At 65.2% G+C, this 26521-nt stretch carries 24 protein-coding genes; 16 read left to right on the forward strand and 8 right to left on the reverse strand.

The features are described 5' to 3' along the window. Positions 1 to 28: 28 nt before the first annotated feature. Positions 29 to 1171, forward strand: coding sequence for a molecular chaperone DnaJ (dnaJ, locus tag EYB42_RS12885; RefSeq protein WP_135450531.1), 1143 nt, complete (start codon positions 29 to 31; stop codon positions 1169 to 1171). 7 nt (positions 1172 to 1178) lie between these two features. Here the strand turns inward: dnaJ and EYB42_RS12890 are convergent, their stop codons facing one another. Next, a complete protein-coding gene (locus EYB42_RS12890) occupies positions 1179 to 2243 on the reverse strand; it encodes a DUF475 domain-containing protein (protein ID WP_135450627.1) in 1065 nt (354 codons plus the stop codon). Between the two features lie 108 nt (positions 2244 to 2351). Between EYB42_RS12890 and radC the strand changes: the two genes are divergently transcribed. The 10 genes from radC (at position 2352) to EYB42_RS12940 (ending at position 12064) form a co-directional block, all read left to right on the forward strand. Next, the gene (radC, locus tag EYB42_RS12895; RefSeq protein WP_135450532.1) at positions 2352 to 3119 is read left to right on the forward strand and encodes a RadC family protein; all 768 of its coding nucleotides are present in this window, start codon (positions 2352 to 2354) and stop codon (positions 3117 to 3119) included. A gap of 27 nt (positions 3120 to 3146) precedes the next feature. Continuing rightward, positions 3147 to 3830 (forward strand): HAD family hydrolase, encoded by a 684-nt coding sequence (locus EYB42_RS12900; RefSeq protein WP_135450533.1) that lies wholly within the window; start codon positions 3147 to 3149, stop codon positions 3828 to 3830. Continuing rightward, a complete protein-coding gene (locus EYB42_RS12905; RefSeq protein WP_135450534.1) occupies positions 3827 to 4774 on the forward strand; it encodes a sugar-binding transcriptional regulator in 948 nt (315 codons plus the stop codon). The genes EYB42_RS12900 and EYB42_RS12905 overlap by 4 nt, the downstream gene beginning before the upstream one ends. A 104-nt stretch (positions 4775 to 4878) precedes the next feature. Next, positions 4879 to 6192 (forward strand): ABC transporter substrate-binding protein, encoded by a 1314-nt coding sequence (locus EYB42_RS12910; RefSeq protein ID WP_135450535.1) that lies wholly within the window; start codon positions 4879 to 4881, stop codon positions 6190 to 6192. Positions 6193 to 6364: 172 nt separating this feature from the next. Next, positions 6365 to 7237, forward strand: coding sequence for a carbohydrate ABC transporter permease (locus EYB42_RS12915; protein WP_135450536.1), 873 nt, complete (start codon positions 6365 to 6367; stop codon positions 7235 to 7237). A 7-nt stretch (positions 7238 to 7244) separates the two neighbouring features. Then, positions 7245 to 8075 (forward strand): carbohydrate ABC transporter permease, encoded by an 831-nt coding sequence (locus tag EYB42_RS12920; RefSeq protein WP_135450537.1) that lies wholly within the window; start codon positions 7245 to 7247, stop codon positions 8073 to 8075. Between the two features lie 7 nt (positions 8076 to 8082). Further along, positions 8083 to 9072 (forward strand): ABC transporter ATP-binding protein, encoded by a 990-nt coding sequence (locus EYB42_RS12925; protein WP_135450538.1) that lies wholly within the window; start codon positions 8083 to 8085, stop codon positions 9070 to 9072. Continuing rightward, positions 9069 to 9839 (forward strand): L-iditol 2-dehydrogenase, encoded by a 771-nt coding sequence (locus EYB42_RS12930; RefSeq protein ID WP_135450539.1) that lies wholly within the window; start codon positions 9069 to 9071, stop codon positions 9837 to 9839. Before EYB42_RS12925 ends, EYB42_RS12930 begins: the two co-directional genes overlap by 4 nt. 3 nt (positions 9840 to 9842) lie before the next feature. After that, on the forward strand, positions 9843 to 10625 hold the full coding sequence (locus tag EYB42_RS12935) for an SDR family NAD(P)-dependent oxidoreductase (RefSeq protein WP_135450540.1): 783 nt from the start codon (positions 9843 to 9845) through the stop codon (positions 10623 to 10625). Between the two features lie 8 nt (positions 10626 to 10633). After that, on the forward strand, positions 10634 to 12064 hold the full coding sequence (locus tag EYB42_RS12940) for a mannitol dehydrogenase family protein (protein WP_135450541.1): 1431 nt from the start codon (positions 10634 to 10636) through the stop codon (positions 12062 to 12064). Here the strand turns inward: EYB42_RS12940 and EYB42_RS12945 are convergent. The 3 genes from EYB42_RS12945 to secA form a co-directional block, all read right to left on the reverse strand. Further along, on the reverse strand, positions 12061 to 13590 hold the full coding sequence (locus EYB42_RS12945; RefSeq protein ID WP_135450542.1) for a phosphate ABC transporter substrate-binding/OmpA family protein: 1530 nt from the start codon (positions 13588 to 13590) through the stop codon (positions 12061 to 12063). The two genes, EYB42_RS12940 and EYB42_RS12945, sit on opposite strands and share 4 nt — an antisense overlap. A gap of 17 nt (positions 13591 to 13607) precedes the next feature. Continuing rightward, positions 13608 to 14540, reverse strand: a complete 933-nt coding sequence (locus tag EYB42_RS12950) for a hypothetical protein (protein ID WP_135450543.1) — start codon at positions 14538 to 14540, stop codon at positions 13608 to 13610. A 130-nt stretch (positions 14541 to 14670) separates the two neighbouring features. After that, positions 14671 to 17394 carry a preprotein translocase subunit SecA gene (gene secA / locus EYB42_RS12955; protein ID WP_135450544.1) on the reverse strand — a complete coding sequence of 908 codons (2724 nt, stop codon included), beginning with the start codon at positions 17392 to 17394 and terminating at the stop codon, positions 14671 to 14673. Between the two features lie 178 nt (positions 17395 to 17572). On the opposite strand from secA, the gene EYB42_RS12960 reads away from it, so the two are divergent. Genes EYB42_RS12960 through mutT form a run of 3 tightly spaced genes read left to right on the forward strand, consistent with a single transcriptional unit; the run spans position 17573 to position 20242 of the window. Next, positions 17573 to 18424, forward strand: a complete 852-nt coding sequence (locus EYB42_RS12960) for a peptidylprolyl isomerase (protein WP_394346493.1) — start codon at positions 17573 to 17575, stop codon at positions 18422 to 18424. A 37-nt stretch (positions 18425 to 18461) separates the two neighbouring features. Next, positions 18462 to 19841, forward strand: a complete 1380-nt coding sequence (gene argJ, locus EYB42_RS12965; RefSeq protein WP_135450546.1) for a bifunctional glutamate N-acetyltransferase/amino-acid acetyltransferase ArgJ — start codon at positions 18462 to 18464, stop codon at positions 19839 to 19841. Continuing rightward, a complete protein-coding gene (mutT, locus tag EYB42_RS12970; protein ID WP_135450547.1) occupies positions 19838 to 20242 on the forward strand; it encodes an 8-oxo-dGTP diphosphatase MutT in 405 nt (134 codons plus the stop codon). The genes argJ and mutT overlap by 4 nt, the downstream gene beginning before the upstream one ends. A gap of 78 nt (positions 20243 to 20320) precedes the next feature. Here the strand turns inward: mutT and infB are convergent, their stop codons facing one another. From infB to rimP, 4 genes are read right to left on the reverse strand one after another with little or no spacing between them, the layout of a single operon-like run. Next, a complete protein-coding gene (gene infB, locus EYB42_RS12975; RefSeq protein WP_135450548.1) occupies positions 20321 to 22906 on the reverse strand; it encodes a translation initiation factor IF-2 in 2586 nt (861 codons plus the stop codon). Then, complete coding sequence (locus tag EYB42_RS12980) at positions 22903 to 23547, reverse strand: RNA-binding protein (RefSeq protein ID WP_167851018.1); 645 nt, start codon at positions 23545 to 23547, stop codon at positions 22903 to 22905. Before EYB42_RS12980 ends, infB begins: the two co-directional genes overlap by 4 nt. Before the next feature lie 22 nt (positions 23548 to 23569). After that, positions 23570 to 25180: a transcription termination factor NusA gene (nusA, locus tag EYB42_RS12985; RefSeq protein WP_135450550.1), complete on the reverse strand. Its 1611-nt coding sequence runs from the start codon at positions 25178 to 25180 to the stop codon at positions 23570 to 23572. An 11-nt stretch (positions 25181 to 25191) separates the two neighbouring features. After that, entirely contained in the window at positions 25192 to 25797 is a 606-nt protein-coding gene (gene rimP / locus EYB42_RS12990; RefSeq protein WP_135450551.1) for a ribosome maturation factor RimP, read from the reverse strand. A 199-nt stretch (positions 25798 to 25996) separates the two neighbouring features. Here rimP and EYB42_RS12995 point away from each other — a divergent pair, with 199 nt between their 5' ends. Further along, the gene (locus EYB42_RS12995) at positions 25997 to 26296 is read left to right on the forward strand and encodes a hypothetical protein (RefSeq protein ID WP_167851019.1); all 300 of its coding nucleotides are present in this window, start codon (positions 25997 to 25999) and stop codon (positions 26294 to 26296) included. Between the two features lie 16 nt (positions 26297 to 26312). Beyond that, positions 26313 to 26510 carry a hypothetical protein gene (locus EYB42_RS13000; RefSeq protein ID WP_136646050.1) on the forward strand — a complete coding sequence of 66 codons (198 nt, stop codon included), beginning with the start codon at positions 26313 to 26315 and terminating at the stop codon, positions 26508 to 26510. Positions 26511 to 26521: the final 11 nt, after the last annotated feature.

The following is a 26521-nucleotide window of genomic DNA, read 5'->3' on the forward strand; positions in this document are numbered from 1 at the left end:
CTGTCCGGTTCGGTTTGGGGGTTTTGCCGTGGCAAAGCGTGATTACTACGAGGTTCTGGGCGTCAGGAAAGGCGCCTCGGCCGAGGAACTGAAGAAAGCCTATCGTCAGAAGGCGAAAGAGCTGCACCCCGACCGCAACGCCGACAATCCGCAGGCCGAGGCCCAGTTCAAGGAGGTGAACGAGGCCTGGGAAGTCCTGAAGGACGAACAGAAGAAGGCTGCCTACGACCGGTTCGGCCATGCGGCCTTCGAGGGCGGCATGGGTGGCGGCCCGCGGCCTGGCGGTTACGCCGGGCAGGGCGATTTCGCATCCGCATTCTCGGACGTGTTCGAGGATCTGTTCGGCGACTTCATGGGCCGTGGCGGCGGCGGGCGCGCCCGTGCGCAGCGCGGGTCGGACCTGCGGTACAATCTGCGTGTGACGCTTGAAGAGGCTTACACCGGCCTGCAGAAGACCATCACCGTGCCCACAGCCGTCACCTGCGAGGTCTGCCACGGTTCAGGCGCCGAAGGCGGGGCCGAACCCGTCTCCTGCCCGACCTGCGGCGGGATGGGCAAGGTGCGTGCCCAGCAGGGTTTCTTCACCGTCGAGCGTACCTGCCCCCAGTGCAACGGCATGGGGCAGATCATCAAGAATCCCTGTCGCGCCTGCGGTGGCCATGGCCGTGTGCAGAAGGAACGGACGCTTTCCGTCACCATCCCTCAGGGGGTTGAAACCGGAACGCGCATCCGTCTGGCGGGCGAGGGCGAGGCCGGTCTGCGCGGCGGGCCGAATGGTGATCTGTACATCTTCATAGAGGTGAAGGAACACCCGATCTTCCAGCGCGAAGGCGTGCATCTCTTTTGCCGGGTGCCGGTGCCGATGACGACCGCCGCCCTGGGCGGCGAGGTAGAGGTGCCGACCATCGACGGTGGCAGGGCAAGGGTGAAGGTGCCCGCCGGTTCCCAGACCGGCAAGCAGATGCGGCTGCGGATGAAGGGCATGCCGGCCCTGCGGTCGTCGAACACCGGCGACATGGTGATCGAACTGGCGGTGGAAACGCCGGTCAACCTTACTGCCCGCCAGCGCGAATTGCTGCGCGAGTTCGAGCAGCTGTCGGAAGAGAACAACCCGGAAGGCAAGTCGTTCTTTTCCAAGGTGAAAAGCTTCTGGGACGGGATGAAGGGCTGACCCTTCGCTATTCGGCCGCGGCGGCGGGTGCGGGCACTGTTCCGTGCAGCCGCCGCCAGCGGATCGACGACCACAGTGCCACGCCGATGAAGCCCGCGCCCAGCAGGCCGGTGACGACCTCGGGGATATGGGTCAGGGTCTGGCCGAACATGACACAGGCCAGAACGAAGATCGACCAGAAGGCCCCGTGCTCCAGATAGCGGAACTGCGACAGGGTCTGGCGTTCCACCAGCATGATGGTCATCGACCGCACATACATCGCGCCGACGCCCAGGCCGATGGCGATCAGGAAAAGGTTCTGCGTCAGGGCAAAGGCGCCGATCACCCCGTCGAAGCTGAAAGAGGCATCAAGCACCTCCAGATACAGGAAGGCGCCCAGCCCCCCCTTCACTGCGATGTCAGCTGCCTGATCAGCCTTGTCCAGGACATGGCCCAGCACATCGACCACCATGAAGGTCACGAGCCCGGCCACTGCAGAATACAGGAATGTTGCCACCAGTATCGCCGGGATGATCGTGGCGAAGGTCAGGATGATGACCAGGACGATGGAAATCTCCAGCCCCTGGACCGACGAGAAACGGGCCATCGCGCGCTCGATCCCGGCAATCCAGTGCACGTCCTTGCCTTCGTCGAAGAAATATTTCAGCGCCACCATCATCAGGAAGGCCCCGCCGAAAGCCGCGATGGAAATATGCGCCCCGCCGACGATGCGGGAATATTCGGCCGGTTCCGTGGCGGCCAATCGCACCGCCTCGATAGGGCCGATCCTTGCGGCGAAAACCACGATCAGGATCGGAAAGACAATCCGCATCCCGAAGACGGCGATCAGGATGCCCCAGGTCAGGAAGCGTTGCTGCCAGACCGGGGTCATGTCCTTCAACTTGTTCGCGTTCACGATGGCATTGTCGAAGGACAGGCTGATTTCCAGCACCGACAGGACCGCCCCGATGAACAGGAAGCCCAGCGCACCCGACAAGGTGCCCGTATAGGCCCAGCCGAGCCACAGCGACAGGACCAGCCCAACCCCCGTCACGAGGAAGGCCCAGCGGAAGTAATGCAGCGCGGTCGACATCATGCCCTCGCAGGTGGCGCAGCGCCGATCTAAGCCCAAGCCGGGCCATCCGCAAGGAAGCCGTTGGCATTAACCGTTCGTTCACCACCTTGTCGGCAAACTGGCGCCATGAACGCACCGCCCGGCTTCCGCGATTCCCTGTTTTCCCTGCCCGGCCCGGCCGACAGCGACGAGGCGCCGGTTGCCGACCTGCCCGCGCGGCTGCCCAGCTATATCGCCGATCACCGTGCCCGCCTGCGCGCCCGGTTTCTTGACGGCGGCGCCGCAGCCGTGCCCGACTATGAACTGCTGGAACTGGTCCTGTTCCGCGCCATTCCCCGGCAGGATGTGAAGCCCTTGGCCAGACTGCTTCTGGATACCTTCGGCGATTTCAACCGGGTGATCACGGCCTCGCCAGCGCGCCTGAACCTGGTGAAGGGGGTGGGCCCCGCCGTGGTGCTGGAGCTGAAGCTGGTGGAAGCCGCCGCCCAGCGGATGATGCGGGCGCGGGTGATGCAGAAGCCGCTGATTTCCAGCTGGGATGCCCTGCTTGACTACTGCCACACCGCCATGTCGCATCGGGAAACCGAACAGTTCCGCGTCCTGTTCCTCGACCGGAAGAACGTGCTGATCGCCGACGAGGAGCAAGCGAAGGGCACCGTGGATCACGTCCCCGTCTATCCGCGCGAGATCGTCAAGCGCGCGCTGGAACTGAACGCAAGCGCGCTGATCCTGGTTCATAACCACCCGTCGGGCGATCCGACCCCGTCGGATGCGGACCTGTCGATGACTCATCAGGTGCAGGACGCCTGCCATGCCCTGGGGCTGACCCTGCACGACCACCTGATCATTGGCAAGTCGCGCGAACTGAGTTTTCGTGCGCAGGGCTACCTTTAGGGCAATCCATGCGCTAGCCATGGACGCATGAACGAATTCGACCTCGTCATCTTCGACTGCGACGGCGTGCTGATTGACAGCGAAATCATCAGCGCCCGGATGCTGGTGGCCGAACTCGGACGCCTGGGGCTGGCGATCGACCTGGCTTACGTCGAACGCCATTTTCTCGGCCGCAGCTACCCGGTGGTGATGGAAACGATCCGCCGCGACTTTGGCCTGGACCTGCCGCCCGGATTCGAGGCGCAGTATCGCGAATCGCTCCTCGCTGCCTTCAAGGACGATTTGACCATCGTCCCCCATGTCCGCGAAGTGCTGGAAGGCATCGGTGTGCCCTTCTGCGTCGCCACCTCCTCCAGCCCGCGCCGGGCGGAGATGTCGCTGGATCTTGTCGGTCTCACGGCGCTGGTCGGCGACAGGCTGTTCACCTCGACCATGGTCGCCCGCGGCAAGCCCGCGCCCGACCTGTTCCTCTTCGCCGCCGAACGGATGGGCGTGCTTCCCGACCGGACTCTGGTGATCGAGGACAGCCTGACCGGCATCCGCGCCGGGCTGGCCGCGGGGATGACCGTCTGGCGCTTTGTCGGCGGCAGCCATCTGGGGCCGGACGCGCCCGAGGAACCGCCGGACGCTCGCCCGCACCGCAGGCTTGCCAGCTTTGCCGAATTCTTCCAGATTGCCCCGGGTCTGAAATCCGTCCGGGCACCGGCATGAGCAACGAACTCACCTTGCAGGACGAAGCCGCCCGCGCTGGCTGGCTTTACTACGTTGCCGGCATGACCCAGGACCAGATCGCCGCCGAGCTGGGCGTCAGCCGTCAGCGGGCGCAAAGGCTGGTTGCGCGGGCCTCGGCCGAGGGGCTGATCCAGATCCGCCTGGTGCACCGGATCGGCGCCTGCCTCGAGCTGGAGCGGGCCCTGACGGAACGTTACCACCTGACACGCTGCCGCGTGGCCCCGGGTCTCGGACCGGGGGGTGATCCGGCAAGGGCCATCGCCACGGCCGCCGCAGCCGAGCTGGAGCGCGTTCTGCGCATGGAAACGCCGCAGGTCATCGCCTTCGGCACCGGACGCGCCCTGCGTGCGATGGCCGAACAGCTGACCCACACCGACCCGGGGCGGCACCGCATCGTCTCGCTTCTGGGTAACATCGCGCCGGACGGGTCGGCAACGCTCTACGACGTGATCAGCCGCATCGCCGAGAAGCTGAACGCCACCTATTACCCGATGCCCGTGCCCGTGATCTCCGACACGCCGGAAGAACGCGAGTTCTTCATGCATCTGCGCCCGGTGCGAACAGTGTTCAACCTGGCCCGGCAGGCCGACATCACCTTTGTCGGCGTGGGGCAGATGGGCCCCGACGCGCCCCTTGCCCTGGACGGTTTCGTGACACCCGATGTGCTGCGAGAGTTGCAGGAGCTTGGCGCGGTCGGAGAGATCTGCAGCTGGGTCTATGATGCGCAGGGCCGCTACATCGACACCCCGCGCAACGCACTTGTCGGCGGTGTGCGCGTCGAACCGGGGCAAAGCAAGCCGGTCATTTCGGTGGCGGCCGGCAGTGCAAAGGTCACGGCCATCCGGGCGGCGCTGACGGGGCGCATCGTCAACGGCCTTGTCACCGACGAGCCCACCGCCACCGCGCTTCTGGCAAGTTCCTGAACAGTGCACGCGCAGCGAAAGTTTGGGCTTGACGACTCATGGCACAATGTGGGCATTTACTCATGCGGTGAGGATTTGCTCAACCGTCAGAGGGAGGAATTCTAATGACCATCTCGCTCGGCGCCCTTCTGGGTGCGACGGCGTCGCTCGCCCTTTCGGGTGCTGCGATGGCCCAAACCACCATCACCGTCGCCACCGTGAACAACGGCGACATGGTCCGCATGCAGGGCCTGATGGACGACTTCAACGCCAAGCATCCCGACATCAAGGTGGAATGGGTGACGCTGGAGGAAAACGTCCTGCGCCAGAACGTCACGACCGACATCGCCACCGGCGGCGGGCAGTATGACGTGATCACCATCGGTACCTACGAGGTTCCGATCTGGGGCAAGCAGGGCTGGCTGGAAAGCCTGAACGACCTGCCCGCCGATTATGACGTGGACGACCTCCTGCCCGCGATCCGCGGCGGGCTTACGGTGGACGGCACCCTCTATGCCTCGCCCTTCTACGGCGAAAGCTCTATGGTGATGTATCGCACCGACCTGATGGAAGCCGCCGGGATGACCATGCCCGAGGCGCCGACCTGGGCCGACATCGAGAAGGCCGCCGCCGCCATGACCAACAAGGATGCCGGCATCTACGGCGTCTGCCTGCGCGGCAAGGCCGGCTGGGGCGAGAACACGGCCTTCATAACCGCCATGTCGAACAGCTTCGGCGCGCGCTGGTTCGACGAGAACTGGGTGCCGCAGTTCGACCAGCCGGAATGGAAGGCGACGATCGACTTCTACCTCAACCTGATGAACAACTATGGCCCGCCCGGTGCCAGCAACAACGGGTTCAACGAAAACCTGACGCTGTTCCAGCAGGGCAAGTGCGGCATGTGGATCGACGCCACCGTCGCGGCCTCTTTCGTGACCAACCCGAAGGATTCGACCGTCGCCGACAAGGTGGGCTTCGCGCTCGCCCCCGACAACGGGCTGGGCAAGCGCGGCAACTGGCTCTGGGCCTGGAGCCTGGCGATCCCCGCCTCCTCGGACGCCAAGGACGCGGCCAAGACCTTCATCAACTGGGCAACGAACAAGGACTATCTGGCGCTGGTCGCGTCCAAGGAAGGCTGGGCGAACGTGCCTCCGGGCACCCGGACCTCGCTTTATGAGAACCCGGAATACCAGAAGGTGCCCTTCGCCAAGATGACGCTCGAGTCGATCAACTCGGCCGACCCGAACAATCCGACGGTGAAGCCAGTGCCTTACGTCGGCGTGCAGTTCGTGGCGATCCCCGAGTTCCAGGGCATCGGCACCACGGTGGGCGAGATCTTCTCGGCCGCGCTGGCCGGGCAGAAGACTGCCGATCAGGCTCTGGCCGAGGCGCAGGCCGTCGTCACCGAAGAGATGAAGGCCTCGGGCTACATCCAGTGACGCCGAGCCCCGGGGGCGGTCCTCTCAAGGCCGCCGGGATCACTTTCGGCCTGCGGGCGGCTTGGTGCGCCCGCAGGCCGACCCTTCGCAGGTGCATGTCCGATCCCTGCTTGCGCAGTCGCCGTTCCGGCCGCACCCTTCCGCTTCGTCATCCGAGCCTCGGGAGACCGCCATGTCCACCCAGTCCAGCCGCTTCGCCGCCCGCCTGATGGTCGCGCCTTCGGTCGCGCTGCTTTTGATCTGGATGATCGTTCCGCTGGCGATGACGCTTTACTATTCCTTCCGGCTCTACCGCCTGTTGTCGCCGGACCGGACGGGCTGGGTGGGGTTCAACAATTATCTGTGGTTCTTCAATTCGCCCGACTTCTGGCTTGCGCTGTTCAACACCCTGGCGCTGGTGGGCGGCGTGCTGGTCATCACCGTGACCCTGGGCATCCTGATCGCGCTTCTGATCGACCAGCCGGTGAAGGGGCAGGGATTCCTGCGGATCCTGGTGATCGCGCCCTTCTTCGTGATGCCGCCCGTCGCCGCCTCGATCTGGGAAAACCTGTTCATGCATCCGCAGAACGGGCTCTTCTCGGCCGTCGCACGCGGCTTCGGGGCGCAGCCGATCCTGTTCCTGGAGCAGTATCCGATGTGGTCGGTCATCGGCATCGTCAGCTGGGAGTGGCTGCCCTTCGCGACGCTCATCCTGCTGACCGCATTGCAGTCGCTGTCCTCCGAACAGCTCGAGGCGGCCGAGATGGACGGCGCCGGGGCCTTCGCGCGTTTCCGCTACATCATCCTGCCGCACCTGACGCGGGCGATCACCGTGGTGATCCTGATCCAGACCATCTTCCTTCTCGGCATCTTCGGTGAGATCTTCACCACCACCCAGGGCGGGCCCGGTTCGGCTTCGACCACGCTGCCTTACATGATCTTCAAGCAGGCCATCGCGGCCAAGGACATCGGCCGCGCCGCCGCCGGGGGGATCATCGCGGTCATTCTGGCCAACATCGTCGCCTACTTCCTGATGCGCGGCCTTGGCCGCAACCTGAACAGCTGAGGTTCCCATGGCCCGCGCCCTTTCCCCCCGCCGCCAGCTTGTCACCACCCTTGCCGCCTGGACCGTGGCGCTGCTGATCTTCTTCCCGGTCCTCTGGATGATCCTGACCAGCTTCAAGACCGAAGCTTCGGCCGTTGCCATGCCGCCGCAGTTCCTGTCGGCCGACTGGACGCTGGAGAATTACGCCGAGGTCTGGGCGCGGTCGGATTATCCGCGGTTCTTCTGGAACTCGGTCGTCATCGCGGTGGGTTCCACCCTTCTCGGCCTTCTGGTCGCGATCCCTTCGGCCTGGGCCATGGCCTTCGTGCCCGGGCAGCGCACACGCGATCTGCTGATGTGGATGCTGTCCACCAAGATGATGCCCGCGGTGGCGGTCATGGTGCCGCTTTACCTGATCTTCCAGCGCCTCGGGCTGCTCGACAGCCGGATCGGCCTTGTCATCGTGCTGATGCTGATGAACCTGCCGATCATCGTCTGGATGCTCTACACCTACTTCAAGGAAATCCCCGGCGAGATCCTGGAAGCCGCGCGCATGGACGGGGCGAGCCTGTGGAACGAGATCGTCCATGTGCTGACGCCCATGGCGCTGCCCGGCATTGCCTCGACCATGCTTCTGAACATCATCCTCGCCTGGAACGAGGCGTTCTGGACCATCGTCCTGACCACGACCAAGGCGGCCCCCCTTTCGGCCTTCATCGCGAGCTTCTCGGCGCCGCAGGGCCTGTTCTACGCGAAACTCTCGGCGGCTTCGGCCATGGCCATCCTGCCGATCCTGATCCTTGGCTGGTTCAGCCAGAAACAACTCGTGCGCGGCCTGACCTTTGGCGCGGTGAAGTGAGGACAACATGGGCAAGATCCAACTGACCAAGGTCCGCAAGGCGTTCGGCGAGGTGGATGTCATCCCCGGCATCGACCTGACCATCGAGGATGGCGAGTTCGTCGTCTTCGTCGGGCCGTCGGGCTGCGGGAAATCTACCCTTCTGCGGCTGATCGCGGGGCTGGAGGATACGACCTCCGGCACCATCGAGATCGACGGCAAGGACGCGACCAACCTGCCGCCGGCCAAACGCGGGCTGGCGATGGTCTTCCAGTCCTACGCGCTGTATCCCCACATGACGGTGCGCAAGAACATCGCCTTCCCGCTGAAGATGGCCGGGATGGACCGGGCCGAGCAGGACCGGCGGGTGGAACGCGCCGCCAAGGTGCTGAACCTCACCAACTACCTCGACCGCCGTCCCGGCCAGCTGTCGGGCGGCCAGCGTCAGCGCGTCGCCATCGGGCGGGCGATCGTGCGCGAACCGGCGGCCTTCCTCTTCGACGAGCCCTTGTCGAACCTCGACGCCGCCCTGCGCGTGGGCATGCGACAAGAGATCAGCGAACTGCACCAGTCGCTGAAGACAACGATGATCTACGTCACCCACGACCAGGTCGAGGCGATGACCATGGCCGACAAGATCGTGGTGCTGAACGCCGGCCGAATCGAGCAGGTCGGAGCGCCGCTGGAGCTTTACAACCATCCCCGCAACCTCTTCGTTGCGGGCTTCATCGGCAGCCCGAAGATGAACTTCATCGAAGGCGCCGAGGCGGCGAAGCACGACGCCCACACCATCGGCATCCGGCCCGAACACATCGCGGTGGGCGATGGCCCGTGGGAAGGTGTGGTCGGCCTGTCCGAACATCTCGGCTCCGACAGCTTCCTCAAGGTCGCGGTCGAGGGGATCGGCACCCTGACCGTCCGCGCCCCCGGCGAAGTCGCCGCACGCCACGGCGACCGCATCCGCCTGGCCCCGGCCGGCAAGATCCACCGCTTCGACACGAATGGACTGGCAATATGAGACTTGCAGGAAAATCCGCCCTGATCACCGGGGCCGCGCGCGGTATCGGGCTGGCCTTCGCCCGCGCCTACATCGCCGAGGGGGCCGAGGTCGCCATCGCCGACATCAACCTGGATGCCGCCCGCGCGGCGGCCGATGCGCTCGGCCCCAAGGCCCACGCCATCGCGCTGGACGTGACCCGGCAGGACTCGATCGACGCCGGTTTCGCCCAAGCCATCGAGCGGATGGGCAAGCTCGACATCCTGATCAACAACGCCGCCCTCTTTTCTGCCGCCCCCATCGTCGAGATCACGCGGGAAGACTATGACCGCCTGTTCGCGGTGAATGTCGCCGGCACGCTCTTCTGCCTGCAGGCCGCCGCGCGCCACATGATCGACCGCGGCCAGGGCGGCACGATCATCAACATGGCCTCGCAGGCCGGGCGGCGCGGCGAAAGCCTGGTGGCCGTCTATTGCGCCACCAAGGCCGCCGTCATCAGCCTGACGCAATCGGCCGGGCTGAACCTGATCCGTCACGGCATCAACGTGAACGCCATCGCGCCCGGCGTGGTGGACGGCGAACACTGGGACGGGGTGGATGCCTTCTTCGCGAAATACGAAGGCAAGGCCCCCGGCCAGAAGAAGCGCGAGGTTGGCGCCGCCGTTCCCTTCGGGCGCATGGGCACGGCCGAGGATCTGACCGGCATGGCGATCTTCCTCGCCACCGACGAAGCCAAATACATCGTCGCCCAATGCTTCGGTGTGGACGGCGGCAACTGGATGGCATGACCCATGGACCTTGGACTTGAAGGAAAACTGGCGGTGATTTCGGGCGGGTCGGTCGGCATCGGCCTTGCCGCTGCGCGCACACTGGCGCGCGAAGGCGCGCGCGTGCTGATCGCCGCCCGCGACGGCGCCCGCGCGGCAGACGAAGCCGCCAGCATCCGCGCCGATTTCGGCGGCGACGCGCAGGCCGTTGCCGCTGATGTGACAACGGCCGAAGGCTGTGCCGCCGTGGTGGCGGCCGCTGCGGCGATGGGCGGGGCCGAGCTTCTGTTCAACAACGCCGGCACCGGCTCGAACGAGACGATCCTCGATGCGCCGGACGAGAAATGGCTGCACTACTGGAACCTGCACGTGATGGCCGCCGTGCGCCTCGCCCGGGGCCTCGTGCCGCAGATGCGGGCCCATGGCGGCGGCGCGATCCTGAACAACGCCTCGATCTGCGCGGTCCAGCCGCTCTGGTACGAGCCGATCTACAACACCACCAAGGCGGCGCTGATGATGCTGTCGAAGACCATGTCCACCGAGTTCATCCCGCTCGGCATCCGGGTCAACACGCTGAATCCGGGGCTGATCCTGACGCCCGACTGGATCAAGACAGCCAAGGCCCTGGCAAAGGATGGCGACTGGCAGGGCTATCTGCAATCGGTCGCCGACGAACACGCCCCGATCCGCCGCTTCGGCACGCCCGAGGAACTGGCCGATGTCATCGCCTTCCTGCTGTCGCCGCGCGCCAGCTACTGCACCGGCTCCGCCTACCATGTCGATGGCGGCATGCTGAAAACCGTCTGAGGCCCCGAATGTCCCCCACCGTTGCGCTGCCCGCATACGACCGATCACGCCTGAGCCCCGGCATCGTCCACATCGGGCTGGGCAATTTCCACCGCGCCCACATGGCCGTCTATCTGGACGACCTGTTCAACCTGGGGCTCGACCACGACTGGGCGATTCTGGGCGCCGGGGTGCGCGAGGCCGATGCCCGGATGCGCGAGGCGCTGAAGGCGCAAGATTGCCTGTCCACGGTGATCGAGCTGGATCCGAAGGGCAAATCCGCCCGCCGGGTGGGGGCGATGATCGACTTCCTGCCGGTCCAATCCGACAACGCCGCACTGATCGAGGCCATGTCCCGGCCCGAGATCCGCATCGTCAGCCTGACCGTGACCGAGGGTGGCTATTTCATCAACCCGGCGACCGGGCAGTTCGACCCGACGCATCCCGAGATCCTGGCCGATGCCGCGGATCCGCACCGGACCGCCTTCGGCGCGATCATCGCGGCGCTGAAGGCGCGGAGGGCCGCCGGCGTGGCGCCCTTCACCGTCATGTCCTGCGACAACCTGCCCGGCAACGGCCATGTCACCCGCGCCGCCGTCACCGGTCTGGCCGCGCTTCGCGACCCGGACCTGGCCGACTGGATCGCGGCCCATGTCGCCTTCCCGAACGGCATGGTGGACCGCATCACCCCGGCGACCGGCCCGCGCGAACGGGCGATGGCGGCGGCCTTCGGACTGGCCGACGACCCCGTGCCGGTGACCTGCGAGCCTTTCCGGCAATGGGTGCTGGAGGACAACTTCCCCGCCGGCCGTCCGGCCTGGGAAAAGGTCGGGGTCACGCTGACCCCGCATGTCCACAATTTCGAGCTGATGAAGATCCGCATCCTGAACGGCGGCCATGCGACCATCGCCTATCCCGGCGGGCTGATGGACATCGAATATGTCCACGAGGCCATGGCCGAGCCGCTGATCCGCGGCCTGCTCGACAAGGTCGAGATCCACGAGATCATCCCCTACATCCCGCCGGTCCCCGATACCAACCTCGGCGACTATTACCGGCTGATCGTGGACCGCTTCTCGAACCCCGAGGTGGCCGACACCGAACGCCGGCTCTGCCTCGACGGGTCGAACCGGCAGCCCAAGTTCATCGTGCCTTCGATCCGCGACGCGCTGGCGGCTGGCGGGTCGGTCGAGGGGCTGGCGCTCGTCTCGGCCATGTGGTGCCGCTACTGCTTTGGCGAGACGGACAGCGGCACGCACATTCCGCCGAACGACCCCGACTGGGATGCGCTGGTCGCCCGGTCGCAGGCGGCAAGGTCGCGCCCGGCGGCCTGGCTGGAGATGACGACGGTCTATGGCGATCTCGGGCAGAATCCGCGCTTTGCCGCAGCCTTCGAACGGCACCTGAATCGGCTCTGGGCCGTGGGAACCCGCCAGACGCTCGCCGAGTTCCTGTCCTAGGGAGGTGGCTCCGGCGCCGGCGCACTGCCGGTGTGGGTAAAGTCGGGCAGCAGCCAAAGTTCCACCCGACGGTTCAACTGGCGGCCGATTGCGGTTTCATCACAGGCCATCGGCAGGGCTTCGCCAAAACCTTCGACCGCTGGAATGGCATCGGGTGGCAGATCGGGTGCAACGGCAGCAAGTTCCTGCGCCACGCGTGCTGCACGTTCGACCGACAGTGCCAGATTGGCCGGCGCCGCGCCCGATCCGTCGGAAAAGCCGGCCAGAACCATCCGTTCGTTGCGAAACCGGCCCGAGGCAATCAGCTGCGCCAGATCCAGCAGGTTATCGCGCGACTGCGCATCCAGCGTGGACGATCCGTCTTCGAAGCGAAAGGTCAGCGACAGCCGGTCTGCACCGTCCATCACATCGACCAGCCGCTTGAGGTCGGCCAGGGTGATGTCGTCGCCTGCCCCCTGAATGGCGTTGATCAGCCGCAAGCCGTCGGCTGTCATCGGCTGGCGGGTGGGGGAACGATCGATGTAGCCGTTCGCCGAGATCACCTCCTGAGCGGCAGGCGTGCGCAGGAAATCCAGAAACTCGCGGGTCATCAGCGGCAGGCGCCGCCTTGGCGCAAGCAGAAGGACGGGAATGGAAAATGGGTAATCCTCGGCCTTGACCGCCAAGGGGGTGGGCAGCAGCGGAAAACCGCAGCTATCGGTCAAGGGAATATGCCGGGCGGGGTAAACCGCTGCCCGTCCGGTGACGGCAATGGCCCAGGGGTCACGCGCCACCGCAAGGGCGAGGCTTGCCTGGCTATCGTGCTGCACCGCGGCTGATACGGGTGCCCCAAGCCGTGCGGAAAGCGCAAGCTGCATGTCCACCTCGGGAGCCAATGCATGCAGGACCAGTGGCATGTCCGGCCCGCCGATCTGTGCCCAGTTCGAAACCTCTCCGGCCAGGACGCGCACAAGGTCGCTGGTCGATATGGCAGGCGTCGGATTGTCGGGGGCGACGATCGCCACCATGGCGTCCATCGCCAGACCGTGCGCGCCAAAGCTGCGGTTATCCTGAAAGGCAAGTTGCAGGTCGGCCTCGCCAGCAGCCACCGCAGCAGCAGCAAGGGCGGGCGTCTGCGGCTGAAAGCTGATCGCGGCCAGCTCCTCAAGGCTTTGCGGATCGCGAATGACCGCGGCAAAATCGGTGCCTTCGATCTGCTCGTAAAGAAGACCACGCCGATCTGCAAAGGCTTTGAACAGGGCGGGAAGCAGGTCGCTTCCCGGACCAGCAGCGCCGACAATGCGGATTTCCGCCCGGGGGGCCATCAAATCGGGGCAGGCAGGCCCTTCGCAGATCACGCCCTGACCATCGACGGTCAGCAGGCCGTAGGAGGTCTCGATCCGGTAGAACTCGCCATCATAGCCCTGCAGCGTGCCAGTCAGTGCGATGCCCCCTTCGCGAGCCACCAGGGTGACGTCCTGCGCCTTGGCAGATTTACAAAGGAAAACGGCGGCGAAAGCCGCCGCAACACCTGCCTTGAACCACATGTTCCCTGATCCGGCCCCTAGTCTGAGGCGGCGAGTGTCAGGGGGCCAAGAAGATTCTTCAACACCAGAATGTCCCCTGCCGTGCCGCAAAGCGGCAGCGAAAGCGGAAGGCTGCCACGGACAGTGTTGCCGCCCCGCGATAGCACGGTTTCACCCAGATAGCTGTTGCCGCAGGTTTCGGGCGTGATGCGCAGTTCGACGGTTAGGTTGGCTGCGGTCAGGTCAGTGCCGGGAAACGTATATACCTGCGACAGAATCGGGTCCGACACCGACGCTGTTCCAAGCAGTCGGATCTTGCGGCTTCCGTCCTGTGCGGCCTGGGCACCCCGGCCGGAATAGACACGCCCGGCCTCCTCTGCGCGCAGGTCGAACTGCACCGGGAAGGGGGCCTGGAAGGCAAACCGTGTCAGACCTGCCATTTCCGGAACGCTGACAGTCGCCAGCGCCATCTCGGAATTCTCGAAATAGACCGCGACCAGCGCCTCGTCATCAAGGGCGGGAAGGCGCTGCGCAAGTTTGCCATCGGGGCCGGTCTTGGCCGTGAACGAAAGACCCGCGTGCCGGATCACAACGCGCTGGCCCTGATTGCAGGGCGCATCAAGTGCCAGGTCAATGCTCGCGTCCTCGGCCGCGGCCAGCGTCACGGTGGGTACACAGGCCGTCTGGCTGCCTGTGTCCGCTGTGGCAGCAACCGGGGTGATGCCCATCAGCTGTGGTATGTCGCCGTCTGCCGAAAGCGACGCCGCTCTGGGCAGACCCGATGGTGCCGTGGCCGTGCCCTGGCCGGATCTGCCGTCCAGAGGGCCGGACCGTTCGGAAGGCAGGTTCCAGGGACTTGCCGTCGAGCGCATGTTTTCCACAAGATGTCCGGCCGCTACAGCGACCGACAGCACGGAAATGACCCGCAGTATCCGTTTCCGGCCAAACAGCATCCGTTTCCGGCCAAACATCGCACCACCCCAAACCGATTCGAACCCTTAGGAGTTAGGGGGGAATCCGGGCGATGACGTGGCGAATCCTGGGAACGGCTCAGGTTTCGGACACGAAATTGCCACGGTTTTGCTGCGCCGACCGACAGGCTCAGACCAGCTTTCCGTGGCAGTGCTTGAACTTTTCGCCCGATCCGCAGGGGCAGGGCTCATTGCGCCCCGGATTTCCCCAGGTCGAGGGATCGGCCGCGTCGAACCCGGCAAGGGCTGGGGCTGCGGTTGCTGCCGGTGCGACGGCGGCCGCGCCGGCCCCCTGGTCGGCAGCAATCCGCGCTGCCGGTGGCTGCTGGGCGGCGAGCATCTGGCGCATCATTGCTTCCTGCTCTTCCTTCGTGACCGGGCGGATGCGGGAAAGCTGCTGCGTCACCGTCTCGCGCAGCGAGTTCAGCAGCCCTTCGAACAGCTGGAAGGCCTCGGTCTTGTATTCGTTCAGCGGGTCGCGCTGGGCATAGCCGCGGAAGCTGACGACAGAGCGCAGATGTTCCAGCCGCAGCAGGTGTTCGCGCCATTTGCTGTCGATGGCTTGCAGAAGAACCTGCTTCTCGATCGTTGCCATGGTCTCGGCGCCGAAGGCCTCGGTCTTTTCGGCCATCATCCTGTCCGAAGCCTCGGTGATCCGCTCGAGAATGCCCTGCTGGTCTACGCCTTCTTCCGATGCCCAGTCGGCGATGGGCAGATCCAGGTTCAGCATTTCGCGGCAGGCCTCGGTCAGCCCCTCGACGTCCCACTGGTCGGGGTAGCTTTTCGGCGGCATGTTCAGATCGACCAGATCAGAGATCAGCTGGTGACGCATGTCGGTCGCGACATCGCCGACGTGATCGGCCTGCATGATCTCCATCCGCTGGCTGAAGATCGCGCGGCGCTGGTCGTTCATCACGTCGTCGAACTTCAACAGCTGCTTCCGAATGTCGAAATTTCGGCCCTCGACCTTGGCCTGCGCCTTTTCCAGGCTCTTGTTCACCCACGGGTGGACGATGGCCTCGCCTTCGGCCATGCCCAACGTGGACAGGACCTTGTCCAGCCGTTCCGACCCGAAGATGCGCATCAGGTCGTCCTCGAGGCTGAGGAAGAAGGCCGAACGGCCCGGGTCGCCCTGACGGCCCGACCGACCGCGCAGCTGGTTGTCGATCCGGCGGCTTTCGTGGCGTTCGGTGCCCAGGACGAACAGGCCGCCGGCAGCCTTCACCGCCTCTTCCTCGGCCTTGTGCTCCTCTTCGATCCGGGCACGGATGGCGACGTGATCGCCGTGCGGATCGGCGGCGATGGCTTCCATCACCTTGAATTCGACATTGCCGCCCAGCTTGATGTCGGTGCCGCGGCCGGCCATGTTGGTGGCGATCGTCACCGCGCCAAGCTTGCCGGCATCGGCGACGATCTTGGCTTCCATCTCGTGCTGGCGGGCGTTCAGCACGTTGTGCGGAATGCCGGCCTCTTTCAGCATGGCAGAAAGCTTTTCGGATTTCTCGATCGAGGTAGTGCCGACCAGGATCGGCTGGCCCTTGGCATGAGCGTCCTTGATCGCAGCGAGGATACCTTCGTATTTCTCGCGCGCCGTGCGATAGACCTTGTCATGTTCGTCGATCCGCGCCACGGGGCGGTTCGTCGGCACCTCGACCACGCCCAGCCCATAGATTTCGCGGAATTCCTCGGCTTCGGTTGCAGCCGTCCCGGTCATGCCGCCAAGCTTTTCGTAAAGCCGGAAATAGTTCTGGAACGTCACGCTGGCGTAGGTGACGTTCTCGGGCTGGATCTTGACGCCTTCCTTGGCCTCGATCGCCTGATGCAGGCCGTCGGAAAGCCGCCGCCCCTTCATCATGCGTCCGGTGAATTCGTCGATCAGCATCACCTCGCCGTCGCGGACGATATATTGCTGGTCCTTGTGGAACAGCTTGTGCGCCCGCAGGGCCTGGTTGACGTGGTGGACGATCGTGGTGCTTTCGGCCGCATAGAGGCTTTGCCCTTCGGGCAGTATGCCGGCCTTGTGCAGAAGATCCTCGATCGCTTCGTTGCCTTCTTCGGTGAAGGTGACGTTGCGCAGTTTTTCGTCGATGACATAGTGTTCGGGCTTAAGCTGCGGAATGATCTTGTCCACAGCCTGGTACAACGTCCCGCGGTCCTGGCTGGGGCCAGAGATGATCAGAGGTGTGCGTGCCTCGTCGATCAGGATCGAGTCCACCTCGTCCACGATGGCATAGTAGTGCCCGCGCTGCGCCATGTCCTCCAGCGAGGACTTCATGTTGTCGCGCAGATAGTCGAAGCCCAGTTCGTTGTTCGTCGCATAGGTGATGTCGGCGCGATAGGCGGCCTTCTTCTCGTCATCCGGCTGGTGCGAATAGACGACGCCCGTGGTCATCCCCAGCTGGGAATAGACCTTGCCCATCCATTCTGCGTCGCGCTTGGCCAGATAGTCGTTCACGGTGACGACATGCACGCCCCGCCCTGTCAGGGCGTTCAGATAGGCTGCGAAGGTGGCGACAAGGGTCTTGCCCTCGCCGGTCTTCATTTCGCTGATGTTGCCCTGATGCAGGAAGATCGCCCCCATCAGCTGCACGTCGAAGGCGCGCAGGCCCAGTGCCCGGCGCGCCGCCTCGCGGCAGTTGGCGAAGGCCTCGGGCAGCACGTCGTCAAGGCTTTCGCCGGCTTCCTGCACCCGCTTCTGCAGATCGCGCGTACGCTCGATGATGCCGTCGTCGGTCAGCGCCTGGAACTCGGGTTCAAGCGCGTTGATCTTGTCCACCAGCGGCCGGACAGATTTCACCTTGCGGTCGTTCGGCGTGCCGAACACCTTCCGCGCAAGTCCACCCAATCCCAGCATGTTCACTCCGTGAGCCACTTCCTGACAGCATCGTGTGGGTCTCGGACTTGTCCGCCCTCAACGCCTTCCATAGAAGAGCCAAGTAGAAGGCCGGACGGCCCCGTCTCACGCGACTGTCGCGATGTAAGGGGTGGGCACAGGATAGTCAACGTGGCAGGCTGAGGCCGCCCGATCAGGAGTGGGTGAAATGATGAAACAGATGCGGCTTGCGACGGCCTTCGCGCTGGCCACGGCCCTTGCGGCGCCGGCTCTGGCCGAGGGCGAAACCGCCGACACGGTGGTGGCCACGGTCAACGGCACGCAGATCACGCTTGGCCAGATGATCGCGCTGCGCGAAAGCCTGCCGCCGCAGTACCAGTCGCTGCCCGACGATGTGCTGTTCAAGGGGATCATGGACCAGCTGGTGCAGCAGGAGGTTCTGCGCCAGTCGGTGACCGAGCTTTCGACGCGCGACAGGGCGATGCTGGAAAACGACACCCGGGGCTATATCTCGGGCGTCGCCATTCAGGCCATCGTGGAAAAGGCCGTGACGGACGAGGCGCTGCAGGCCGCCTATGACGCCCGGTTCAAGGACCAGCCGAAGGCGACCGAATACAATGCCGCGCATATCCTGGTCGAGACCGAGGAAGAGGCGAACAAGCTGAAGGAGGAACTGGCCGGCGGGGCCGACTTCGCCACCCTTGCGCGCGAGCACTCGATCGACGCAGGGTCTGGTGCAAATGGGGGCGACCTGGGCTGGTTCGCTCTGGGCATGATGGTCAAGCCGTTCGAGGATGCCGTGGTCAACGCCAAGGTGGGCGAAGTGGCCGGGCCGGTGCAGACCGATTTCGGCTGGCATCTCGTCCTGGTAAAGGAAACCCGTCTGATGGATCATCCCACGCTTGACGACATCCGCGATGACCTGGCGACCGAGATCGAGAACGCCGCGATCGAGGCGAAGATTGCCGAACTTCAGTCTGTCGCGACGATCACCCGCGAAGGCGAGGGGATTGATCCTGCGATTCTGAAGAACTCGGCACTGATCGACTGACCGCCGGCAATTGGCAGCGCACAGGGGGGGGGCGACGATGGGCAAGACCGACTGGAAGGCCGAAGCAAAGGCGCTGAAGAAGAAGGTTCGCAAGCTGAAGGACAGTCTTGCCGCCGTCGCCGGCCCGGTGGCAGAGGCGGTCGGCGACGCCGTGGAAGACGTGGTGGCCGCCGCCAAGAAGGCGATGAAGCCGGTCTCGCCGCTGGCCCCGGCCAGCTTTCCGGCCCTGCCTGCGATCCGCGGCGCCGAATTTGCCGCGGTCGAGGCCGGGGTGCGCTACAAGGATCGCAAGGACGTGATGCTTGTGCGCCTCGGCCCCGGCACCAGCATGGCCGGGGTCTTCACCAGGTCTTCCACGCGGTCGGGTTGCGTCCGTGACTGCCAGGCTAAGCTGGCGATGAAGGTGCCGCCAGGTGCGGGGGCGGCGATCATCGTGAACTCGGGCAATTCCAACGCCTTCACCGGCAAGCTTGGCGACGAGGCCGTGGCAGCCGTGACTGGCGCCGTGGCCGAGGCGCTGGGCATCCCCGCCAGCCGTGTCTTTTCGTCCTCTACCGGGGTGATCGGCGAGCCCCTGCCTTACGAAAGGATTACCGCCAAGGTGCCCGAACTTGTCGCAGGACTGCGGGAAGACGCAATGGAAATGGCCGCCCAGGCGATCATGACCACCGACACCTTCCCGAAAGGCGCCGCCGCCACCGTTCAGGGCGATGGCGGCACGATCCACATCGCCGGCATCGCCAAGGGTTCGGGCATGATTGCGCCCGACATGGCCACCATGCTGGTCTATATCTTCACCGACGCGAAGATTGCGCCCGCCGCGCTGCAGCGGATGGTCTCGCGCAATGTGGGCGACACCTTCAACTCGATCACCGTGGACAGCGACACCTCGACATCGGACACGCTGCTTGTGGCCGCAACCGGTCAGTCCGACGCTGCCGAGGTGAAGGGACCGGTTGCCAAGGCCTTCGAGACGGCTCTGCACGGCGTGATGCGTGACCTGGCGTTGCAGGTGGTGCGCGACGGCGAAGGGGCGACAAAGCTGGTCGAGGTCCGCGTCACCGGCGCGGCCTCGGACGACGATGCCGCGAAGGTTGCCTTCGCGGTTGCCAATTCGCCTCTGGTCAAGACGGCCGTGGCGGGACAGGATCCGAACTGGGGCCGGATCGTTGCCGCCGTCGGCAAGTCCGGGGCCGAGGCCGACCGGGACCGCCTGTCGATCCGGTTCGGCGACATCCTCGTCGCCGAAAAGGGGTGGCGCAACCCGGACTACCGGGAAGAGGATGGTGCGGCCTACATGCGGCAGGACGAACTGCTGTTCCACATCGACCTTGGACTTGGGAAGGGCAGGCGCACGGTCTGGACCTGCGATCTGACCGCTCGCTACATCGAGATCAATGCCGATTACCGATCGTGACTGGTCGCATCATCCTTGTCTCTGCGGTCGCACTGATCGACCCTGATGGCCGCGTGCTTCTGGCGCAGCGGCCCGAGGGCAAGTCGATGGCAGGCCTGTGGGAGTTTCCCGGTGGCAAGGTGGAACCCGGCGAGACGCCCGAGCAAGCGCTGATCCGCGAGCTGAAAGAAGAACTTGACATCGACACGTGGGCCTCGTGTCTGGCGCCGCTGACCTTTGCCAGCCACAGCTACCCGGACTTTCACCTGCTGATGCCGCTGTTCGCCTGCCGCCGCTGGCAAGGCACGGTGCGCGCGACCGAAGGGCAGAACCTTGCCTGGGTCAAGCCCAATGCCCTGCGCGACTATCCCATGCCGCCGGCGGATCTGCCGCTGATTCCGATTCTGCGCGACTGGCTGTGACCTGCCGCCCGTGGCGCCGGGTCATCGGTCCTCCCATTAAAAAGGGCGCCAGGCCAGATGGCCGGGCACCCTATCGGTTCAGGCCAGCGTGCGCTGCACTTCCTCGCGTTCGAAGATCTCGATCACGTCACCCGGACGGATGTCCTCGTAGCGTTCGAAGGCCATGCCGCATTCCTGGCCGGAGACGACTTCCTTAACCTCGTCCTTGAAGCGCTTGAGCGTCTTCAGCGTGCCTTCGTGAATCACCACGTTGTCGCGCAGCAGACGAACGCCCGCCGACCGACGAGCCACCCCCTCGGTGACCAGGCAGCCCGCCACGTTGCCGACGCCGGTGATGCGGAAGACCTCCTTGATCGTCGCGTAACCGATGAAGTTTTCGCGCACTTCGGCCTTCAGCAGGCCCGAGGCCGCCTTCTTGATGTCGTCCACCAGGTCGTAGATGACCGAGTAATAGCGGATCTCGACCCCTTTCTGGTGCGCCGACTGGCGGGCGCTGGCATTGGCGCGCACGTTGAAGCCGATGATCGGGGCCTTGGACGCCTCGGCCAGGCCCACATCGGTGTCGGTGATCGCACCAACGCCCGAATGCAGCACCCGCACGCGCACTTCCTCGTTGCCGATCTTTTCCAGTGCCTGGACGATCGCTTCGGCGCTACCCTGGACGTCGGCCTTCACCACCACCGGCAGTTCGGCGACCGAAGCATCTGCCTTCGCCTTGGCCATCAGCTGTTCCAGCGTGGTCGCAGCACCTGCCGCAGCGCGTTTGTCCTTGGCCGCCTTGATCCGGTAGTCGGCGATCTCGCGCGCCTGGGCTTCGGTTTCGACCACGTTCAGCGTGTCGCCGGCCGACGGTGTGCCGGAAAGCCCCAGCACCTCGACCGGAACAGAGGGCCCGGCTTCGGACACGGTCTCGCCCTTGTCGTTGATGAGCGCGCGAACCTTGCCCCACTGTTCGCCGACGACGAAGATGTCGCCCTTGCGCAGCGTGCCGTTCTGCACCAGCACCGTTGCGACCGGGCCCCGGCCCACATCGAGCTTGGCCTCGATCACCGCGCCCGCGGCCGCCCGGTTCGGGTTGGCCTTCAGTTCCAGCAGCTCGGCCTGCAGCGCGATCGCTTCCAGCAGGTCGTCAAGCCCCTGGCCGGTCTTGGCCGAGACTTCCACGTCCTGCACGTCGCCTGACATGGCCTCGACCACCACTTCGTGCTGCAACAGGTCGGTGCGCACTTTTTGCGGGTTGGCGTCGGGCTTGTCGATCTTGTTGATCGCCACGATCATCGGCACCTTCGCCGCCTTGGCGTGGTTGATCGCCTCGACTGTCTGCGGCATCACCGCGTCATCGGCCGCCACCACCAGCACCACGATGTCCGTAACCTGCGCCCCGCGCGAGCGCATCGAGGTGAAGGCCGCGTGGCCCGGCGTGTCGAGGAAGGTGATGACCTGACCATTCGCTGTCTTCACCTGGTAAGCGCCGATATGCTGGGTGATCCCGCCGGCCTCGCCCGACGCGACATTGGTTTTGCGCAGGGCGTCCAGAAGGCTGGTCTTGCCGTGGTCCACATGGCCCATGATCGTCACGATCGGCGGGCGCGGACGCAGGTCTTCCGGCCTGTCCTTGACCGTGTCGATCACCTGTTCCACGTCCGCGTCCGACACGCGGACGGCCTTGTGGCCGAATTCCTCGATCACCAGTTCGGCAGTGTCGGCGTCGATGGTCTGGTTCATGGTGACCATCATGCCCATTTTCATCAGCGCCTTGACCACGTCGGCGGCACGTTCGGCCATACGGTTGGCCAGTTCGCTGACCACGATGGTTTCCGGCAGCTGCACTTCGCGGCTCTGCTTCTCGGCCTTGTGGCCCAGACCCATCGCCTTCTGGCGGGCCTTTTCCTGCTTGCGCTTGATCGCGGCCAGACTGCGCTGGCGGCCGCCCTCGTCCGAGATGGCGTCCGACAGGGTCAGCTTGCCCGACCGGCGGCCTTCGTCGCCGCGCTTGGCGCTGCGGTCGCGCTCGCCTGCGCGTTCGTCCTTTTCGCGGTCGGTCTTGCGCGGGCTAACACCCGGCTTGCCGGCGGCAGGGCCGCGGGCTTCCTCGGTCGCGGCCGGGGACGGGGGCGGGGACGCACGGTCTGCGGGCTTTGCCGCAGGCTGGGGCGTGGCCGACCGGGCACGCGTGCCCAGAACCTCTGCCCGGCGTGCTTCGGCTGCAGCGGCCTTCGCGGCAGCTTCTGCCTTCGCAGCGCGTTCCTCTTCCTCGGCCTTCAGGCGCAGGGCTTCCGCGCGCTCGCGCTCTTCACGCTCCTTGGCCTCGATCTCTTCGCGGCGGCGGGCGCGGTCTTCCTCGCGTGCGCGTTCCTCTTCGGCGCGGCGCGCGGCCTCTTCGGCCTCGCGCGCCTTGGCGGCGCGAAGGGCGGCGAGGCGCCGTTCCATCTCGGCATCGGAGATCCCCGCAGGACGCTTCGACGGGTCTCCCCCGCCAGCCGCAGACACAGGCGTACCAGCCCCGGGCGCGCCAGGCTTGGTTGCCGTCGGCACCACCACGCGCTTGCGCTTGGTTTCGACCACGACGCTCTTGGTCCGGCCGTGACTGAAGCTTTGCTTCACCTGTCCGGAACGGGGGGCGCCCCCAATGCCAAGAGGTTTCTTGCCGTCTGTATCGCTCATGCGTTCTTCGTATCCTTCATGGCGGTCCCGCCGCCCAATTGCCCACCCGCCTGCACCCGCAGGCCGGTCAGCCTTGCCGCTTCCTCTACAACACGGGTCCTGAGTCCACCAGCCGCAAGCGCCGCGTGTATCGCACGTTCGCGCCCGAATGCCAAACCGATTTCCCCAGCCGTCAGACAGCCGATGAAGCCGCCTGCGCCATCAGGCGCGTGAAGCTTCGTCTTGCCGCGTTCCGACCCGTCGCTGGCCTGGATCAGCGTCGCCGCCTGCCCCTTTACCAGCCAGTCCTTGACCTTCTCATAACCAGTCACCGCCGCACCTGCCTTGCGGGCCATCGACAGCAGTTCCACCACCCGCTGCGCCACAAGCCGTTCGACAAGATCGGTGAGCCCGTCGGGCACCTTCACCGGTTGCCGGGCCGCGCGGGCAAAAAGACCCTTGCCCGCAGCCTTCTCGATAAGCGCGCGATCGGCCGAGACATAAAGCCCGCGGCCCGGCAACCGGCCAAGCACATCCGGCACGAGCACCCCGTCGGGTCCGACACAAAAGCGGATCAGCCCCGCCTTCGGCTGGCTTTCCCCGGACGCGATGCACCTGCGTTCCGGTTCGTTCCTGTCCTTTTCCCGGCCGCCGCGCGTCAACGCGTGTCCCCGAGGCCTGAAATCAGGCCTCGGCCTCCTCGTCGGCATCGGCCTCGTCGGCGGGCTCTTCCAGCTCTGCCGGATCAACCCAGCCCAGCATGACCCGTGCGGTCATGATCAGGTTCTGCGCCTCTTCCAGCGACACGTCGAACTTTTCCAGGATGCCTTCGTCCTTCTTGCGGACGCCATTCTCGGTCGTCCAGCCGCCGGCCAGTTCCCAGTCGGCACAGGTGGCGAAATCTTCCAGCGTCCTGATTCCATCCTGGGCCAAAGCTTCCAGCATCTGCGGGGTCAGCCCTTCGAAGTTGGCAAGGCTGTCCTCCAGCCCCAGCTTGCGGGCGTTTTCCATCGCCTTGGCATTGGCCGCTTCCAGGTAGTCGCGGGCGCGGGCCTGAAGCTCGGCTGCCGTCTCCTCGTCGAAGCCGTCGATCGACAGCAGTTCGTCGATATCGACATAGGCGACTTCCTCGAGGTTGGTGAAGCCCTCGGCCACCAGCAGCTGCGCCATCATCTCGTCTACGTCCAGCGTGTCCATGAACAGCTTGGTGCGCTCGGCGAATTCGGCCTGACGGCGCTGCGATTCCTCGGCCTCGGTCAGGATGTCGATGTCAAGGCCGGTAAGCTGGCTGGCCAGACGGACGTTCTGACCGCGACGGCCGATGGCCAGCGAAAGCTGTTCGTCCGGCACCACGACCTCGATCTTGCCGGCCTCTTCGTCGATCACGACCTTCGACACCTCGGCCGGTTGCAGCGCGTTTACAAGGAACGTGGCCGGATCCTGGTTCCACGGGATGATGTCGATCTTTTCGCCCTGAAGCTCGTTCACCACGGCCTGCACGCGACTGCCGCGCATGCCGACGCAGGCGCCGACCGGGTCGATCGAGTTGTCATAGCTGATGACGGCGATCTTGGCGCGGCTGCCCGGATCGCGGGCCACGGCCTTGATCTCGATGATGCCGTCGTAGATTTCCGGCACCTCCATCTTGAAAAGCTCGGCCATGAACTGCGGGTCGGTGCGCGAAAGGAAGACCTGCGGCCCCCGTGGTTCGCGGCGCACGTCCTTGATATAGCAGCGGATGCGGTCGCCGATGCGGTAGGATTCGCGGCCGATCTTCTCGTTCCGGCGCAGGATGCCTTCGCCGCGGCCGATATCGACGATGATGTTGCCGTATTCCTCGCGCTTGACGGCGCCGTTGATGATGGTGCCCTTGCGGTCCTTGAATTCCTCGTACTGGCGGTCGCGTTCGGCCTCGCGCACCTTCTGCAGGATGACCTGCTTGGCCGACTGCGCGGCGATACGGCCCAGATCGACGGGCGGAACCTCGTCCACGATCTCGTCGCCGACCTTGGGATCGGCCAGGTAGGACTTCGCCTGTTTCACCGTCAGCTGTGCGTGGTGGTTTTCCACCGCGTCATCCTCGACCACGGTGCGGACGCGGGTAAAGGTGGCGCGGCCGGTCTTGCGGTCGATCTTGACGCGGATGTCCATTTCCGCGCCGTAGCGCGACTTGGCGGCCCGGGCGAGGCTGTCCTCCATCGCCTGGATCACCAGATCCGGGTCGATCATCTTCTCGCGCGCCACGGCTTCGGCAGTCTGCAGAAGCTCCAGCTGGTTGGCAGAGGTGATTGCCATGGGGTCTCTCCCTAGTGTTTCGTCTCGGGGGCGGACCCGTCGTCCTCGTCCCCGTCAATTTCCTCGATCACGTCGAACTGGCCCTCGGTAGGTTCGGCCACCTTCTTCTGGCGCAGCATCTCGGCGATCAGTTCGTCGGTCAGGATCAGCTTGGCATCCGAAAGCCAGTCGAACTTCAGCCCGATGGTGACCTCCTTGCCGCCGTCCTCGATGGTGATCAGCACCTCGTCGCCTTCCACCCCTGCCAGATGGCCCTTGAAGCGGCGGCGGCCGTCGATCAGTTCGGTCGTCTCGACCCGGGCTTCCCAACCCTTCCAGATCTCGAAATCCTTCAGCCGGGTCAGCGGTCGGTCGATGCCGGGGGAGGAGACCTCGAGGATATAGGTATCCTCAAGCGGGTCTTCCACATCCAGCACGGCGGAAACGGCGGTGGAAATCTCGCCGCATTCGTCAACGCCGATCCCGCCCTCGGGCCGGTCGGCCATGATCTGCAACACGCGCGTCTTGCCACCCATCAGCCGCAGGCGGACAAGCTCGTAGCCCATGCCTTCGATCACCGGCTGGACGATGTCGGCCAGACGGCGGTCGATGGAGGTTTTCGCGACAAGATCGGACATAAGGGTTCCAAAACGAAAAAGCGGACCAGGCGGCCCGCTCACATCTTCCGGTAGCTTCGGGTTTGGACCCCGAAACCGCTGTTGAAGCTCATATACGCCCTTGACCTTGGGGATGCAAGGCCGCTCTCCCTATCGCGGAACCTTTTCGCCTGATCGAGCCGTATTATCTTTTGTCATGCCGATCACGAAGAGGCTGCCCATGGTGCCCGTCAACAGGGTTTGCGAGCCGTCCTATGCACTCAACATCCCCCAGTTCGAGGCGGCGGAACGACCGATCGGCTTCGCCATGGTCAACGCCATCATTGCCATCCAGCTGGATCTTCAGAGAACGGTAAAGCTCAGGCCCGAGGAATGCATGGTGTTTCTGGTCATCGTCGCCGCCACGGTCCAGCGATTCATGCGCGCCCCCCCCCGCAAGCGAGGCGCTGCTGACCCGCCAGCAGCTTCCGCCCGAGTATCGCGGCCACATCTCGCGCCGCCGGATTGCCGAAGCCCTTGATCTGCCGGTCGAAACGGTGCGCCGCCACGTTGACCGACTGTTGCAGCGGCAACTGGTGGTCGAAAGGGGGCGCGGGCAGATCTCGACCCCTGGCGGAACCCTCGCCAGGTTCAGCGAACACGGCACGACCCTGTCGGTCGCGCGCCAGTTCCTCGGGGTGGTCAGGATGATGGACCGCCTCGGAGCGCTGTCGAGGCCGCGGACTACGCCCTGATCCGGCCGACG

The organism is Tabrizicola caldifontis (assembly GCF_004762095.1).
GTDB classification, from domain to species: Bacteria; Pseudomonadota; Alphaproteobacteria; order Rhodobacterales; family Rhodobacteraceae; genus Tabrizicola; species Tabrizicola caldifontis.